Annotated in this window: 13 protein-coding genes; 9 read left to right on the top strand and 4 right to left on the bottom strand. The window is 71.5% G+C overall.

Annotated features, from left to right (window positions below):
- The first annotated feature begins 192 nt into the window (after positions 1–192).
- Positions 193–3,063 carry an FAD-binding and (Fe-S)-binding domain-containing protein gene (locus ACFVYE_RS02145; RefSeq protein WP_389603632.1) on the top strand — a complete coding sequence of 957 codons (2,871 nt, stop codon included), beginning with the start codon at positions 193–195 and terminating at the stop codon, positions 3,061–3,063.
- Between the two features lie 73 nt (positions 3,064–3,136).
- Here the strand turns inward: ACFVYE_RS02145 and ACFVYE_RS02140 are convergent, their stop codons facing one another.
- Together ACFVYE_RS02140 and ACFVYE_RS02135 are read right to left on the bottom strand one after the other, a co-directional pair.
- Positions 3,137–3,268 carry a hypothetical protein gene (locus ACFVYE_RS02140; RefSeq protein WP_389603630.1) on the bottom strand — a complete coding sequence of 44 codons (132 nt, stop codon included), beginning with the start codon at positions 3,266–3,268 and terminating at the stop codon, positions 3,137–3,139.
- Positions 3,269–3,304: 36 nt separating this feature from the next.
- The gene (locus tag ACFVYE_RS02135; protein ID WP_389603628.1) at positions 3,305–4,195 is read right to left on the bottom strand and encodes a LysR family transcriptional regulator; all 891 of its coding nucleotides are present in this window, start codon (positions 4,193–4,195) and stop codon (positions 3,305–3,307) included.
- A 146-nt stretch (positions 4,196–4,341) separates the two neighbouring features.
- On the opposite strand from ACFVYE_RS02135, the gene ACFVYE_RS02130 reads away from it, so the two are divergent.
- On the top strand, positions 4,342–5,304 hold the full coding sequence (locus tag ACFVYE_RS02130) for a DMT family transporter (protein WP_383960996.1): 963 nt from the start codon (positions 4,342–4,344) through the stop codon (positions 5,302–5,304).
- Positions 5,305–5,352: 48 nt separating this feature from the next.
- On the opposite strand, the gene ACFVYE_RS02125 is transcribed toward ACFVYE_RS02130, so the two are convergent.
- Positions 5,353–5,874, bottom strand: a complete 522-nt coding sequence (locus tag ACFVYE_RS02125) for a GNAT family N-acetyltransferase (RefSeq protein ID WP_383960997.1) — start codon at positions 5,872–5,874, stop codon at positions 5,353–5,355.
- 233 nt (positions 5,875–6,107) lie between these two features.
- Between ACFVYE_RS02125 and ACFVYE_RS02120 the strand changes: the two genes are divergently transcribed.
- The 7 genes from ACFVYE_RS02120 (at position 6,108) to ACFVYE_RS02090 (ending at position 14,780) form a co-directional block, all read left to right on the top strand.
- Positions 6,108–6,902, top strand: coding sequence for a TIGR03084 family metal-binding protein (locus ACFVYE_RS02120; protein WP_383961000.1), 795 nt, complete (start codon positions 6,108–6,110; stop codon positions 6,900–6,902).
- A complete protein-coding gene (locus ACFVYE_RS02115) occupies positions 6,899–8,614 on the top strand; it encodes an acyclic terpene utilization AtuA family protein (RefSeq protein WP_389603625.1) in 1,716 nt (571 codons plus the stop codon). Before ACFVYE_RS02120 ends, ACFVYE_RS02115 begins: the two co-directional genes overlap by 4 nt.
- Positions 8,611–10,218 (top strand): acyl-CoA carboxylase subunit beta, encoded by a 1,608-nt coding sequence (locus tag ACFVYE_RS02110; RefSeq protein ID WP_389603623.1) that lies wholly within the window; start codon positions 8,611–8,613, stop codon positions 10,216–10,218. The genes ACFVYE_RS02115 and ACFVYE_RS02110 overlap by 4 nt, the downstream gene beginning before the upstream one ends.
- An 8-nt stretch (positions 10,219–10,226) precedes the next feature.
- Positions 10,227–12,173, top strand: a complete 1,947-nt coding sequence (locus tag ACFVYE_RS02105) for an acetyl/propionyl/methylcrotonyl-CoA carboxylase subunit alpha (protein ID WP_389603621.1) — start codon at positions 10,227–10,229, stop codon at positions 12,171–12,173.
- The gene (locus ACFVYE_RS02100; protein WP_383961011.1) at positions 12,170–13,366 is read left to right on the top strand and encodes an acyl-CoA dehydrogenase family protein; all 1,197 of its coding nucleotides are present in this window, start codon (positions 12,170–12,172) and stop codon (positions 13,364–13,366) included. Before ACFVYE_RS02105 ends, ACFVYE_RS02100 begins: the two co-directional genes overlap by 4 nt.
- A gap of 86 nt (positions 13,367–13,452) precedes the next feature.
- Complete coding sequence (locus ACFVYE_RS02095; protein WP_383961017.1) at positions 13,453–14,199, top strand: enoyl-CoA hydratase family protein; 747 nt, start codon at positions 13,453–13,455, stop codon at positions 14,197–14,199.
- Entirely contained in the window at positions 14,187–14,780 is a 594-nt protein-coding gene (locus tag ACFVYE_RS02090) for a TetR/AcrR family transcriptional regulator (protein WP_383961019.1), read from the top strand. The genes ACFVYE_RS02095 and ACFVYE_RS02090 overlap by 13 nt, the downstream gene beginning before the upstream one ends.
- A gap of 45 nt (positions 14,781–14,825) precedes the next feature.
- Here the strand turns inward: ACFVYE_RS02090 and ACFVYE_RS02085 are convergent, their stop codons facing one another.
- Positions 14,826–15,935 (bottom strand): citrate synthase 2, encoded by a 1,110-nt coding sequence (locus ACFVYE_RS02085; RefSeq protein ID WP_383961022.1) that lies wholly within the window; start codon positions 15,933–15,935, stop codon positions 14,826–14,828.
- Positions 15,936–16,024 lie beyond the last annotated feature (89 nt).

Here is a 16,024-nt window from a genome sequence, read left to right as displayed (position 1 = left end):
AACTGGAGCTGACAATTCCAAGGCAAGTCATGGTCACTATATGAGAATTGACGCTCCATTTGGGAAGCGCTTGTGGCGTTCTCTGTCACGTATGTGACCACGCATCCGACGTACTCCGACGTATTGACGTATTCGGGGGAATCGCGCGGGCGCGGGGCCGCCGAGTGGCCGGATCAACGGCATCCTGGGCCCATGGCCGCACATCGCAAACCGCCGGAATCCGCCGCACTCGCACAGGCCCTGAGCGCCGCGGTCCGCGGAGAGGTCGACTTCGGCCCCACCGCAAGGGCGTTGACGACGATGGATGCCTCCAACTACCGCCGCGTACCGCTCGGCGTCGTCACCCCGCGCGACGCCGACGACGTGGCCGCCGCGCTCGCCGTCTGCCGTTCGCACGCCGTGCCCGTGGTCCCGCGCGGCGGCGGCACCTCCATCGCCGGTCAGGCCACCGGCACCGGCGTCGTCCTCGACCTCACCCGCCATATGCGGAAGATCGTCGAGCTGGACGCCGAATCCCGTACAGCGGTCGTCCAGCCGGGCGTGATCCTGGACGACCTGTGCACCGCCGCCGCCCCGTACGGCCTCACCTTCGGCCCCGACCCCTCCACGCACAGCCGCTGCACGCTCGGCGGCATGATCGGCAACAACTCCTGCGGCGCGCACTCGGTCGCGTGGGGCACCACGGCCGACAATGTGAGCGCCCTGACCGTGGCCCGCTACGGCGGCGACACGCTGCGTCTGGGCCGGGCAGGGGAGGCCGAACCCCCCACCGGACTCCCCGGACTCCCCGGACTCCCCGAACTCATCGGCGAGAACCTCGCCCTCCTGCGCACCGGTTTCCCCGAGCTCCCGCGCCGTATCTCCGGATACGCCCTGGACGCACTCCTGCCCGAGCGCGGAACCGACCTCGTCCGCGCCTTCTGCGGCAGCGAGGGCACGCTCGGTGTGGTGACGGAGGCGACCGTACGACTGGTCGAGGCACCGGTGGCCCGCGCGCTAGCCGTACTCGCATACGCCGACGAGTCCGCGGCCGCTGAAGCCGCCTGCGGCCTGCTGCCGTTCCACCCCCTGACTGTGGAGGGCATGGCCGCCGATCTCGTGCGGGAACCGGCCGGGCTGCCGCGCGGAGGTTCCTGGCTCTTCGTCGAGACCGGTGGCGCCACCCCGGCCGAGGCCCGGGCGCACGCCGGGCGCATCCTCCGTGCGGCCGACGCGCCGGCCGGCATGGTCGTCACCGACCCCGCCGGACAGCGGGCCCTGTGGCGCATCCGCGAGGACGCCGCCGGCACCGCCACACGGATGCCGGACGGCACGGAGGCCTGGCCCGGCTGGGAGGACTGCGCCGTACCGCCCGCCCGCCTCGGCCCGTACCTCCGCGACTTCCGTGCCCTGCTCACCGCCCACGGACTGCGCGGCACCCCGTACGGGCACTTCGGCGACGGCTGCATCCATGTCCGGATCGACTTCGATCTGCTGAACCCCGAGGGAGTGGTCCGCTTCCGCCGCTTCTCCGAGGAGCTGGCGGACCTGGTCGTCGCGCACGGCGGATCACTGAGCGGGGAACACGGCGACGGCCTGGCCCGGGCCGAACTGCTCCCACGTATGTACGGAGACGAACTGGTCGCTCTCTTCTCCCGGTTCAAGAACATCTGGGATCCGTACGGCGGCATGAACCCCGGCATCCTCACCCACCCCGCCCGGCTCGACGAGAACCTCCGCTTCGAGGTGCTGCCAAGGCGCCCGGTGGACGTCACGTTCGGCTACCCGCACGACGGCGGAGACTTCTCCGCGGCGGTACGCAGATGCGTGGGCGTCGCCAAATGCCGTACGGCGGAGCCGGCGGGCGCGGGCGTGATGTGCCCGTCGTTCCGGGCGACCGGCGAGGAGGCCCACTCCACCCGCGGCCGGGCCCGCCTGCTGCACGAGATGCTGGCGGGCGAGGTGATCACGGACGGCTGGCGGTCGACGGAGGTGCGCGACGCGCTCGATCTCTGCCTGTCCTGCAAGGGCTGCCGCAGCGACTGCCCGGTGGGTGTCGACATGGCCACGTACAAGGCGGAGTTCCTGCACCACCACTACCGGGGGCGGCTGCGCCCGGCCGCCCACTACGCGATGGGACGGCTGCCGGCCTGGCTGCGTGCGGCGGCCCCGTTCGCACCCGTCCTGAACGCCCTGGCCCGGGTCCGCCCGCTGGCGGCCCTGGCCAAACGGCTGGCGGGCATCGCCCCGGAGCGGACGCTCCCGCTACTGGCGCGGGAGACGTTCACCCGGTGGGTCCGCAAGGGCTGGGACGGGAAGACGCGAATCCTGTCGGACGGCCGGTGGAGGGTCCGGACGGTGACCGTCTGGCCGGACACCTTCACGACGTACCTGTCCCCGGAGGTCGGAAAAGCGGCGGTCCGGGTCCTCGATGCGGCGGGCCGCACAGCCGTGTACCCCGGCCGGGGCGTGTGCTGCGGCCTCACGTACGTGTCCACGGGCCAGCTCGACAAGGCCCGCAAGGTCATGCGCCGGACCCTGGACCGGATGGGTGTCCGTCTCGGCGATCCGCTCGTCGTCCTCGAACCGAGCTGCGCCGCGACTCTCCGCACGGACCTTCCCGAACTCCTCCCCGACGACCCACGCGCGGCCGAACTCGCGGGGTCGGTCAGGACGTTGGCGCAGTACCTGGAGGAGTACGTCCCCGACTGGCAACCGCCGCGCCTGGACCGCCCGGCCACTGGCCAGACCCACTGCCACCAGCACGCGGTCCTGGGCGACGCGGCGGACCGCCGTCTGCGCGAACGGGCCGGACTGACCGGTGAGTTGAGCGGCGGCTGCTGCGGACTGGCCGGAAATTTCGGCTTCGAACGGGGCCACTGGGCGGTATCGGCGGCCTGCGCGGAGGAGACCTTGTTGCCATCGGTACGGGCCGCGGAGCCCGGCACGGAGTTCCTGGCGGACGGCTTCTCCTGCCGGACGCAGCTGGAGCAACTGGGCGGTGTGCGGGCGAGACATCTGGCAGAGGTACTGGCGGAGGGCCTGAACAACGAGACCCCGTCCGCGGGACCTCCCGGCCCTTAGGCTCCGCCCCCGCCCCTCCTCCCACGGCCTTGGGGAACATCGGTACAGCGGTGCCGTGGCCCGCGGCGTGTCTTCAGCGCCCCCCGCGGTCGAGAGCGGCGACCTCGCGTACGGCCTCGGCGACGGCCGGGGAGTCCTTCTTGAGGATCGCATCGTGGTTGCTGGCGACCTTCGCGCTGATCCTGATGTTCGCGTTGCGGGCCACGGCACCCCAACTGGGCGACTGTGCGCGGAAATTCCCTCATTCCGCGGCGTCTCGCCCCACGATCTCGCGGGCGAGCGCGGCGAGCTTCGGCAGTGCGGGATGGCCGGGGGCGTCGCGCCGCGCGAGCAGGACCGGGACGGTCGGGGCGTCGACGAGCGGGCGGTAGGCGACCCCGGAGTGCGGATGCATTTCGGCGGTGGACGCGGCGGAGACCCCGACGCCGCGCCCCGCCGCGATGGCGGTCAGCCAATCGTCGGTGTTGGCGACGGTGAGGGTCGCGGCGGGTCTGGCATCCGGTGGCCACAGGTCGACGGTGGTGGTGCCGGAGACCGTGTTGAGGACGACGGTGCCGCCCGCCAGATCGGCGAGACGGAGCATGGCGCGGGCGGCGAGCGGCCCGTCCGCGGCCACCGCCGCCACCCGGTCCTCGTCGAAGAGCACCTCGGTGACGAGCCCCGGCGCCTCGACCGGTCCCCGCAGCAACGCCGCATCGACCTCGCCGCGGGTGAGCCCGGCGGTGCGGTCGTCGATCCGCAGCAGTTCGAGCGGGGTCTGCGGATACCGCTCCTGCCAGCGTCGGAGCAGGGGTGTGGTGTACGGGCCGAACGCCGACCAGGCGTGTCCGAGCCGCAGCGGCCAGTGGCGCAGCCTGCCGGAGTCGAGCGCCTCGTCGAAGGCGGCGACCGCGGCGGCGGCCTTGTCGCGGAAGACGACTCCCTCGGGGGTGAGGGAGAGGTGGTGGGTGGAGCGGTCGACGAGCCGGACGCCGAGGTGTTGCTCCAGGGCGGCGAGGGTGCGGGAGACGGCGGGCTGGGTGAGCCGGAGCGCGGCTGCGGCGCGTGTGACATTGCCCGCTTCGGCGACGGCGAGGAAGGCGCGCAGGTGACGCAGCTCGACGGCGCGGCCGGGGCCCTGTCCTGTGCTCATGCGTGTGGAGCATAACGAGAGCGCAATCGGCATTTCACGTGCCGCGCTGACGTCTCTACGGTGAAGAAACGAGCCGCACCGCAGGAGTGCAGTATCTTCAATTGCCAAGTGCAACACATTGAACTCTTCGAGGATGAAGGCAGCCCGTGAAAGACCAGCGCAGTGCCGTGGAGCCGGCCGCAGCAGCCGTCGCCGTACCGGAGGCGGTGTCCGCCCTCGACGGCACGGGCCCCGCACGTCCGGGCGGCCGCAGGGCGGCGCTCGCTCCGGTGGCGCTGGTGGTCGCGGGCGGGCTCTCCGTCCAGTTCGGCTCGGCGGTCGCGGCGCTGCTGATGCCGCGGGCGGGTGCGCTCGGCGTGGTCACGCTCCGGCTGGCGGTCGCCGCGGTCGTGCTGCTGGTGGTCTGCCGCCCGAAGTTGCGTGGCCACTCACGGGCCGACTGGGGCACAGTGGTCGCGTTCGGCGTCGCGATGGGCGCTATGAACATGCTCTTTTACCAAGCACTCGACCGCATTCCGCTGGGCGTGGCCGTCACCCTGGAGGTGCTCGGACCGCTCGCGCTCTCGGTCGTCGCCTCCCGCCGCCTGATCAATCTCGTCTGGGCGGGGCTCGCCCTGGGCGGAGTGTTCCTCCTGGGCGGTGGAGGCTTCGACCGCCTGGACCCGGTCGGCGCGGCGTTCGCACTCGGTGCCGGGGCGATGTGGGCGGCGTACATCGTCTTCAGCGCCCGCACCGGCCGCCGCTTCCCGCAGGCCGACGGCCTGGCCCTGGCGATGGCGGTTGCCGCGATCCTGTCGCTTCCGCTGGGCATCCTGGAGTCGGGCGCGAAGCTCGCGGTCCCGTCGACTCTCGCGATGGGCGCGGCGGTGGCGCTGATGAGCTCGGTGCTGCCGTACACGCTGGAACTGATGGCGCTGCGCCGGCTGCCCGCGCCGACGTTCGCGGTACTGATGAGCCTGGAACCGGCCATCGCGGCGACGGCCGGTTTCCTGATCCTCGATCAGGCGCTGACGGCCACCGACGCCCTTGCCATCGCACTGGTCATCGGGGCGAGCATGGGCGCGGTACGCAGCCAGGTACGGGGCATGCGGAGCCAGAACCACACCTGACGGTCCGCCCTGCGGTGCGGCGGGACTTCGGCAGGACGGATCAGCGGATCACGGAAGGCTCCCGACAGGGCCGGCCGGGGCCACGTACGCATGCAACCGGGCCGGACGCCCGTCGGCCGTGGTCCAGTCGTCGGTGCGGCTGCCGACGTATCGCCACCCGGCGCGCTCATAGAGTGCGATGGCGGCCGCCCCGCCGTCCTCGACCTCCAGAACGAGCCGCACGCCGTCGGCTGCTGCCGACGCCGTCACCATGTCGAGCAGCGCGCCGCCCACCCCGCGGCGACGGGCCTCGGAGCGCGCGAAGAGCCGGGCGACCGAGGCCAGGTCTGCCGCGGGCAGACCGGTCTCCTTCGCCAGGACATCCTCCGTGCGCGTGAGTGCCACATGCCCCAGCACCGTCGGGCCGTCCACCGCCACCCAGGCGTCGAGCAGCCCATGAGGGGTGAGCCAGGCCCCCGGGTCGGCCGGCCATTCGACCGGGTAGCGGTCTGCCTCGTGCACGGTGGCCAGCGCGTCGACGCACGCTTCCATGTCGTCGCCGCGACGGCGGCGGATCTCTATTGCACCCATTGCCCGATACTCACACGACGCCGTGCCCGTCTCGCCGCTGCGAGGCAAAGGGTGATCGCGAACGTGACACATCGGACCCGAGTGTCACGTTCGCGAGACCGGCCCGCATGGTGGCACCGTGCGCAGGCCGGCACGGGATCGCACAGTCGGAAAACAATGCAAGCACGCTTGCTTGTTTATGGGTCCGCTGCCATGCTCCTGGGCACACCGCCTTGCCCCGAGGGGAGCGCACCGTGCCCGATGTCGCAGCCGTGATCGACGACATGCGCGATGAGAGCCAGGAACTCGACGTACTCGTACGGGGGTTGAGCGCCGGGCAATGGGCCGCTTCGACCCCGGCTCCCGGCTGGAGCATCGCGCACCAGATCGCCCATCTCACCTGGACCGACGAGGTCGCACTGCTCGCCGCCACCGATGCCGGTGCCTTCGCCGCGGAGGTGGCCGAGGCCATGGAGGCGCCCGAATCCTTTGTCGACCGGGGCGCGGAGGAACTGGCCGTACTCGCCCCGGACACACTGCTCGCGCGGTGGCGCGACGGGCGGGTGCGGCTCGAAGCGGCGCTGCGGGACGCACCCGCCGGTACCCGTATTCCCTGGTACGGGCCGCCGATGAGCGTCGCTTCCATGGCGACCGCCCGGATCATGGAGACCTGGGCACACGGCCAGGACATCGCCGACGCCCTCGGGGTCACCAGGACCCCCACCGCCCGGCTGCGGCACGTCGCCCGGATCGGGGTGCGGGCCAGGGACTACGCCTACCTGGTACGGGGCATCAAGGCGCCCGAGGAGGAGTTCCGGGTCGAACTCCTGGCCCCGGACGGAGAGCTGATCGCCTTCGGGGCCGAGGACGCACCGCAACGCGTCACCGGGCCGCTGGCCGACTTCTGCCTTCTCGTCACCCAGCGCGCCCACCGCGACGACCTCGCCGTCCGGGCCGTCGGGCCCGACGCCGACCAGTGGCTCGACATCGCCCAGGCGTTCGCCGGGCCCGCCGGACCCGGCCGCGCACCCCGGGGAGGCGGCAAGTGACCGGACCGCTGCGCATCGGCAATGCCTCCGGGTTCTACGGCGACCGCTTCGACGCCGTACGAGAGATGCTCACCGGCGGGCCCCTCGACGTACTCACCGGGGACTATCTCGCCGAGCTGACCATGCTCATCCTCGGCCGGAGCCGGCTCAAGGATCCCGCGCACGGCTACGCCACCACCTTCCTGCGCCAGCTCGAAGAGGGCCTCGGGCTCGCCCACGAGCGCGGAGTGAAGATCGTCGCCAATGCCGGAGGGCTCAATCCGGCCGGACTTGCCGACGCCGTGCGGGAGTTGGCGCAGAAGGTGGGAGTGCCCGTACGGGTCGCCCATGTGGAGGGCGACAGCCTTCCCGTACCCGAGGGCTTCCTCACCGCCAACGCCTACCTCGGCGGCGCGGGCATCGCCGCCTGCCTCACCGCGGGCGCCGATGTCGTCGTCACCGGACGGGTCACCGACGCCGCCCTCGTCACCGGGCCCGCCGCCGCCCACTTCGGCTGGGGCCCCGGCGACCACGACGCCCTCGCCGGGGCCGTCGTCGCCGGACACGTACTGGAGTGCGGAACCCAGGCCACCGGGGGGAACTACTCGTTCTTCCGGGGCCATGACCTGCGCCGGCCCGGCTTCCCCGTCGCCGAGATCCATGCCGACGGGTCGTCCGTCATCACCAAGCACGACGGCACGGGCGGCGTCGTCGACATCGGCACCGTCACCGCCCAGTTGCTGTACGAGACCGGCGGGGCCCGGTACGCCGGACCGGATGTCACCGCCAGACTCGACACCGTGCGGCTGACCCAGGAAGGCCCCGACCGGGTACGGATCTCCGGCGTGCGCGGCGAGGCCCCGCCGCCCACACTCAAAGTCGGACTCAACCGGCTCGGCGGCTGGCGCAACGAAGTCGTCTTCGTGCTCACCGGGCTCGACATCGAGGCCAAGGCACAGCTCGTCAAGGACCAGTTCACGGAAGCACTCGACCGGTCCCGTACCCGACCCGCCGAGGTCCGTTGGGAGTTGGCCCGGACCGACCGGGCAGACGCCGACACCGAGGAGAGGGCCTGCGCCCTGCTCCGGCTCGTCGTGCGCGACCAGGACCCGGAGGCCGTCGGACGCGCGGTCTCCGGCGCGGCGATCGAGCTCGCCCTCGGCAGCTATCCGGGCTTCCATGTCACCGCCCCGCCCGGAAAGGGCGCACCGTACGGGGTGTTCGAGGCAGAGTACGTACCGGCCGGCGAGGTCCCGCACGTCGCCGTCCTGCCGGACGGACGGCGGGAGAGCCAGGAACATCCCGCACGGACGCAGCCCCTTAGGGAAGCCGGGGAGCCGCCGCTGCCCGAGCCCCTGCCGTCCGCCGGACCCACCCGGACCGCCCCGCTCGGCCGGGTCGCGGGTGCCCGCAGCGGCGACAAGGGCGGGGACGCCAACGTGGGGGTGTGGGCCGTCGGCGACGACGCCTGGCGGTGGCTTGCCCATGAGCTGACCGTCGAACGGTTCCGGGAGCTGCTTCCGGAGACCGCCGACCTCACCGTCGTACGCCATGTCCTGCCGAACCTGCGCGCCCTGAACTTCGTCGTGCACGGGCTGCTCGGTGAGGGCGTCGCCGCCCGGCACCGGTTCGATCCGCAGGCCAAGGCAGTGGGGGAGTGGCTGCGCTCCCGGCACCTCCCCATCCCCGTATCGCTGCTGGAAGCCGCCCACGCACCGGAGGTGAACGCATGACCGTCCTGCCCACCGGGCTCGACACCGCGAGCCCCGAATACGCCGCGAACCGTGCGGCCATGCTCGCGAAACTCGACGAGCTGGCCGGCGAGCACACCAAGGCGCAGGCGGGCGGCGGTGAGAAGTACACCGAGCGGCACCGCTCGCGCGGAAAGCTCCTGGCCCGGGAGCGGATCGAGCTGCTGATCGACGAGGACACCCCGTTCCTGGAGCTGTCACCGCTCGCCGCCTGGGGGAGCGAGGCCCCCCAGTACACAGTCGGCGCCTCGCTCGTCACCGGGATCGGGGTGGTGTCGGGCGTGGAGTGCCTGATCACCGCCAACGACCCGACCGTACGCGGCGGAGCCTCCAACCCCTGGACCCTGAAGAAGGCCCTGCGGGCGAACGAGATCGCCTTCGCCAACCGGCTGCCCTGCATCAGTCTCGTCGAGTCCGGGGGCGCCGATCTCCCGTCGCAGAAGGAGATCTTCATCCCGGGCGGGGCGCTGTTCCGCGACATCACCCGGCTGTCGGCGGCCGGCATCCCGACCGTGGCCGTCGTCTTCGGGAACTCGACCGCCGGTGGGGCTTACGTCCCCGGCATGTCCGACCACACCGTCATGATCAAGGAGCGGTCCAAGGTGTTCCTCGGCGGACCACCCCTGGTGAAGATGGCGACCGGCGAGGAGAGCGACGACGAATCGCTCGGCGGCGCCGAGATGCACGCCCGCACCTCCGGGCTCGCCGACCACTTCGCCGTCGACGAGCAGGACGCGCTGCGCCAGGCCCGCCGGATCGTCGCCCGCCTCAACTGGCAGAAGGCACACGCGGATCCGGGACCGGCCGAACCACCGAAGTACGACGAGGACGAGCTGATCGGCATCGTGCCCGGCGATCTGAAGGTGCCCTTCGACCCGCGCGAGGTCATCGCCCGGCTCGTCGACGGCTCCGACTTCGACGCGTTCAAGCCGCTGTACGGGACCAGCCTGGTGACCGGATGGGCCACGCTTCACGGCTATCCCGTCGGCATCCTCGCCAATGCGCAAGGTGTGCTGTTCAGCGAGGAGTCGCAGAAGGCCGCCCAGTTCATCCAGCTCGCCAACCAGCGCGACATCCCACTGCTCTTCCTGCACAACACCACCGGCTACATGGTCGGCAAGGAGTACGAGCAGGGCGGCATCATCAAACACGGCGCGATGATGATCAACGCGGTGTCGAACTCCAAGGTCCCGCATCTGTCCGTGCTGATGGGCGCCTCGTACGGGGCCGGGCACTACGGCATGTGCGGACGGGCGTACGACCCGCGCTTCCTCTTCGCCTGGCCCAGCAGCAAGTCCGCCGTCATGGGGCCGCAGCAGCTCGCCGGGGTGCTGTCCATCGTCGCCCGCGCCTCCGCTGCCGCGAAGGGACGGCCGTACGACGACGAGGCCGATGCCGGACTGCGCGCCATGGTCGAGCAGCAGATCGAGTCCGAGTCGCTGCCGATGTTCCTCTCCGGGCGGCTGTACGACGACGGGGTCATCGACCCGCGCGACACCAGGACCGTCCTCGGGATGTGCCTGTCCGCGATCCACACCGCCCCGGTCGAAGGCGCCCGCGGCGGCTTCGGAATCTTCCGGATGTGAGGCCACAGATGATCTCCACACTGCTCGTTGCCAACCGGGGCGAGATCGCCTGCCGGATCTTCCGCACGTGCCGTGCGCTGGGCATCGCCACCGTCGCCGTGTACTCCGACGCGGACGCCGACGCACTGCACGTACGGGAGGCGGACACCGCCGTACGGCTGCCGGGCGCCGCCCCGTCCGACACCTATCTGCGCGGTGACCTCGTCGTACGCGCCGCGCTGGCGGCGGGCGCCGACGCCGTCCACCCCGGGTACGGCTTCCTCTCCGAGAACGCCGGATTCGCCGGGGCCGTGCAGGACGCCGGTCTCGTCTGGGTGGGGCCGCCGGTCAAGGCCATCGAGCTGATGGCGTCCAAGACCCGCGCCAAGGAGCTGATGGCCGCCGCCGGGGTGCCGCTGCTCGCGCCCGTCGACACGGAGAAAGTCACCGCCGACGACCTTCCGCTGCTGCTGAAGGCGGCAGCGGGCGGCGGCGGACGCGGAATGCGGATCGTACGTGAACTCACCGATCTATCCCGTGAGTTGACGGCCGCCTCCGCCGAGGCCGCTGCCGCCTTCGGGGACGGCGAGGTCTTCGCGGAGCCGTACGTGGAGCGGGGCCGGCACGTCGAGGTCCAGGTCATGGCCGACGAGCACGGCGGGGTCTGGGCGCTCGGCACCCGGGACTGCTCGCTCCAGCGACGCCACCAGAAGGTCGTCGAGGAGGCCCCCGCACCCGGTCTCGACGACGCGCTGCGGACCCGGCTGCACGATGCCGCCGCGGCCGCCGCCCGCGCCGTCGGCTACCGGGGCGCGGGCACCGTCGAGTTCCTCCTCGCGGCCGACGGACGGCCGTACTTCCTGGAGATGAACACCCGCCTCCAGGTCGAACACCCCGTCACCGAAGCCGTCTTCGGGCTCGACCTCGTTGCCCTCCAACTGCGCATCGCGGAAGGCGAACCGCTGCCCGCCACCGCACCCCCCGAGCCGCACGGCCACGCCGTCGAGGCCCGCCTCTACGCCGAGGACCCCGCCCGCGACTGGCAGCCGCAGACCGGAGCACTGCTCACACTGGATGTGCCGGACGAACCCGGACTGCGCCTCGACACCGGATACACCGGCGGCGACACCATCGGCGTGCACTACGACCCGATGCTCGCCAAGGTCATCGCCCACGCCCCCACCCGGGGCGAAGCCGTACGCCTCCTCGCCCGCGCCCTGGAACGCGCCCGCATCCACGGCCCGGTCACCAACCGCGACCTGCTCGTACGGTCGCTGCGCCACCCCGACTTCCGCGCCGCCCGCCTCGACACCGGCTTCTACGACCGCCACCTGGACACCCTCACCCCCGCCCCGGACGAAGCGGACCACCGCACCGCCGCCCTGGCCGCCGCCCTCGCCGACGCCGCCACCCGACACGACGGCCCCGGTCCCGCCCGCTTCGGCGCCTGGCGCAACATCTCCTCGCAACCCCAGGTCAAGCGCTACCGCGCCGAACCCGACGGCACCGAACACCTGGCCGCCTACCGCACCACACGCACCGGCCCCGTCCCCGAAACCGGAGAGCGGGTCATCGCCGCCCGCCCCGACCACGTCACCCTCGAAGTCGGCTCGGTCACCCGCCACTTCGCCATCACCATCCACCGGGACAAGGCGTACGTGGACACCGCCACCGGCTCGTACACCTTCACCGCCCTGCCCCGCTTCACCGACCCCACCGACCGGACCGAACCCGGCTCGCTGCTCGCCCCCATGCCCGGCACCGTCGTCCGCATCGCGGACGGCCTCGAAGCAGGGGCGACGGTCGAAGCCGGGCAGCCACTGATCTGGCTGGAGGCGATGAAGATGGAACACCGCATCCTCGCCCCCGCCTCCGGCACCCTCACCGCACTGCACGCCGCCCCCGGCCTCCAGGTGGAGGTCGGCGCCCTGCTCGCCGTCGTCACCGAACCCGCAGACCCTGAGGAGAACGCATGAGCACCGTCCTCGAAACCGAAGAGCACCAGGCCCTGCGCGCAGCCGTCGCCGCCCTCGGAAAGCGCTACGGGCGGGACTACATGACCTCCGTCGTACGCGACGGAGCCCACCCCCGCGAGCTGTGGACCGAAGCCGCCAAGCTCGGCTACCTCGGCGTGAACCTCCCGGAGGAGTACGGCGGCGGAGGCAGCGGCATGGCCGAACTCTCCATTGTCCTGGAAGAGTTGGGCGCGGCCGGCAGTCCGCTCCTCATGATGGTCGTCTCCCCCGCCATCTGCGGCACCGTCATCGCCCGCTTCGGCACCGAAACCCAGAAGCGGCAGTGGCTCCCCGGCCTCGCCGACGGCAGCCTCATCATGGCCTTCGGCATCACCGAACCCGACGCGGGCTCCAACTCCCACCGCATCACCACCACCGCCCGCAAGGATGGCGAGGACTGGCTGCTCACCGGGCGCAAGGTCTTCGTCTCCGGCGTCGACATCGCCGACGCCACCCTCATCGTCGGCCGCACGGAGGACGCCAGGTCCGGCAGGCTCAAGCCCTGCCTGTTCATCGTCCCGCGCGACACACCCGGCTTCCGGCGTTCGCAGATCGACATGGAACTCCAGGCCCCGGAGAAGCAGTTCGAGCTGGCCCTCGACGATGTACGGCTGCCCGCCGACGCCCTTGTGGGAGGGGGTACCTCCCACAAGGGCGAAGCCGAGAGCGGGGGAGAGGACGCCGGACTGCTCCAGCTCTTCGCCGGGCTCAACCCCGAACGCATCATGACCGCCGCATTCGGCATCGGCATGGGCCGTTACGCAATCGCCCGCGCCGTCGAGTACGCGAAGACCCGCCAGGTGTGGAAGGAACCCATCGGATCCCACCAGGCCATCGCCCACCCCCTCGCCCAGGCCCACATCGAACTGGAACTGGCCCGGCTGATGATGCAGAAAGCCGCCCGGCTGTACGACGACGGCGACGACACCGGTGCCGGCGAGGCCGCCAACATGGCGAAATACGCGGCCGGCGAAGCCTGCGTCAAAGCCGTCGACCAGGCCGTACACACCCTCGGCGGCAACGGCCTCACCCGTGAATACGGCCTCGCGTCCCTGATCACCGCCGCCCGCGTCGCCCGGATCGCACCCGTCAGCCGGGAAATGATCCTGAACTACGTGTCCCATCAGTCCCTGGGTCTCCCCAAGTCGTACTGACGCGGGACACCCTGTCTCTCCACGCCGCAGCTGCCCACCGCGGCTCCCGCCGCGTTCGAGAAGCCCCGCGAGAAAGAGACCGACACATGACGCCGCTCGCCGAACCCACCCACGACCGGGGCATCACCACCCTCACCCTCGACTCACCGGCCAACCGCAACGCACTCTCCGCGCAACTGGTCGGCGAGCTCTCCACCGCCCTGGACACGTGCGCGGCCGACGACACCGTACGAGCCGTCGTCCTCACCCACACCGGCAACACGTTCTGCGCGGGCGCCGACCTCACCGGACCGCCCGACCCGGCAGCCTTCGTCGCCCTGATGCGGCAGATCGTCACACTGCCCAAGCCCGTCGTCGCCCGGGTCACGGGACACGTCCGGGCGGGCGGCCTCGGACTGCTCAGCGCCTGCGACATCTCCGTGGCAGGCCCCGGCGCCTCGTTCGCCCTCACCGAATCCCGGCTCGGCCTCGCCCCCGCCGTCATCTCCATGCCGCTGCTGCCCCGCACCGACCCGCGCGCCGCCGCCCGCTACTACCTCACCGGCGAACGCTTCGACGCGTCCGAAGCGGCCCGCATCTCCCTGATCACGATCGCCGTCGGGTCCGCCGAGGACATCGACAAGGCACTCGTACCCGTACTGGACGGACTGCGCAGAGCCTCACCACAGGGGCTGGCAGCATCGAAGGAGCTGGTCACAGCTACTGTGCGGATAAGTTTCGACCAGTACGCCGAAGACCTCATCGCCCGCTCGGCAGCACTCTTCGCCTCCGCCGAGGCACGGGAAGGGATGACGGCCTTCCTCGAACGACGGGACCCCGCATGGGTGTTGTGACGCCCTCCACCGACAGGACCCCCAAGCAGGACCGCAGCCGCGCCACCCGCCGGCGACTCCTCGAAGCCGCGGTCGCCTGCCTCGCCGAACACGGCTGGGCAGGCTCCACCGTCTCCGTCGTCGCCGAACGCGCAGGCGTCTCCCGCGGCGCCGCCCAGCACCACTTCCCCACCCGCGAGGACCTGTTCACCGCAGCCGTCGAATACGTCGCCGAGGAACGCTCCGCCGCCCTGCGCGCCCTGCCCGTCCAGGGCCGCACGGCCGTCGTCGCCGCCCTCGTCGACCTCTACACGGGCCCGCTCTTCCGCGCCGCACTCCAGCTCTGGGTCGCCGCGTCCAACGAGGAACAACTCCGCCCCCGCGTCACCGAACTCGAAGCCCGAGTCGGCCGCGAGACCCACCGCATCGCCGTCGAACTCCTCACCGCCGACGAAACCAGGCCCGGCGTACGCGAAACCGTCCAGGGCCTCCTCGACATGGCCCGCGGCCTGGGCCTGGCCAACGTACTCACCGACGACACCGCCCGGCGTCAGAAGGTCGTGGCACAGTGGGCGGAGCTGCTGGACGACGCACTCGACTGAGCCGGGGCCGACAGGCCTGCCGGCCCCGGACCTCACATCACGGGTTCAGTTGCCCAGATCCGTGATCTGCTCGAACCCCTCGATCTCCCGGGGATCACGCGACCCCGGCCCGACATACCTCGCCGACGGCCGCACCAGCCGCCCCGTCCGCTTCTGCTCCAGAATGTGCGCCGACCAGCCCGCCGTACGCGCACACGTGAACATCGACGTGAACATGTGCGCCGGAACCTCCGCGAAGTCCAGCATGATCGCCGCCCAGAACTCCACGTTCGTCGCCAGCACCCGGTCCGGGCGACGCGCGTGCAACTCCTCCAGCGCCGCCTTCTCCAGCGCCTCCGCCACCTCGAAGCGCGGCGCGCCCAGCTCCTTCGCCGTACGCCGCAGAACACGCGCCCGCGGGTCCTCCGCCCGGTAGACCCGGTGCCCGAAGCCCATCAGCCGCTCACCCTTGTCCAGGGCCTTCTTCACATACGCGGTGGCATCCCCGGTCCGCTCGATCTCCTCGATCATGCCGAGGACCCGGGACGGCGCACCACCGTGCAGCGGCCCCGACATCGCGCCCACCGCACCCGAAAGCGCCGCCGCCACATCGGCGCCGGTCGACGCGATGACCCGGGCGGTGAACGTGGAGGCGTTCATGCCGTGCTCGGCGGCCGACGTCCAGTACGCGTCGACGGCCTTGACGTGCTTGGGGTCCGGCTCACCGCGCCAGCGGATCATGAACCGCTCGACCACGGACTTCGCCTTGTCGATCTCGCTCTGCGGAACCATCGGCAGACCCTGCCCGCGCGCCGACTGGGCGACGTACGAAAGCGCCATCACCGCGGCCCGCGCCAGATCGTTGCGCGCCGTCTCCTCGTCGATGTCGAGCAGCGGCTTCAGGCCCCACACGGGAGCGAGCATCGCCAGCGCGGACTGCACATCGACCCGGATGTCCCCGGAGTGCACCGGGATCGGGAACGGCTCGGCCGGCGGCAGCCCCGGGTTGAACGCCCCGTCGACCAGCAGACCCCAGACATTTCCGAACGACACATGGCCGACGAGATCCTCGATGTCGACACCGCGGTAACGGAGCGAACCGCCTTCCTTGTCCGGTTCGGCGATCTCCGTCTCGAACGCGATGACTCCCTCTAGTCCCGGTACGAAGTCGGACATGGCGGCTCCCTCAGGTCGGTGGCTGTACGGAGGCCACAGTGGCCTGCCCCAAGATATTGGCGGGTTCCCACGACGCGGGGAAGCGTGAC

This window comes from Streptomyces sp. NPDC058239 (assembly GCF_042882185.1).
GTDB lineage: Bacteria > Actinomycetota > Actinomycetes > Streptomycetales > Streptomycetaceae > Streptomyces.
The sequence above is the reverse complement of the archived record's forward strand: the minus strand, read 5'-3'. Positions and strand labels throughout refer to the sequence as shown.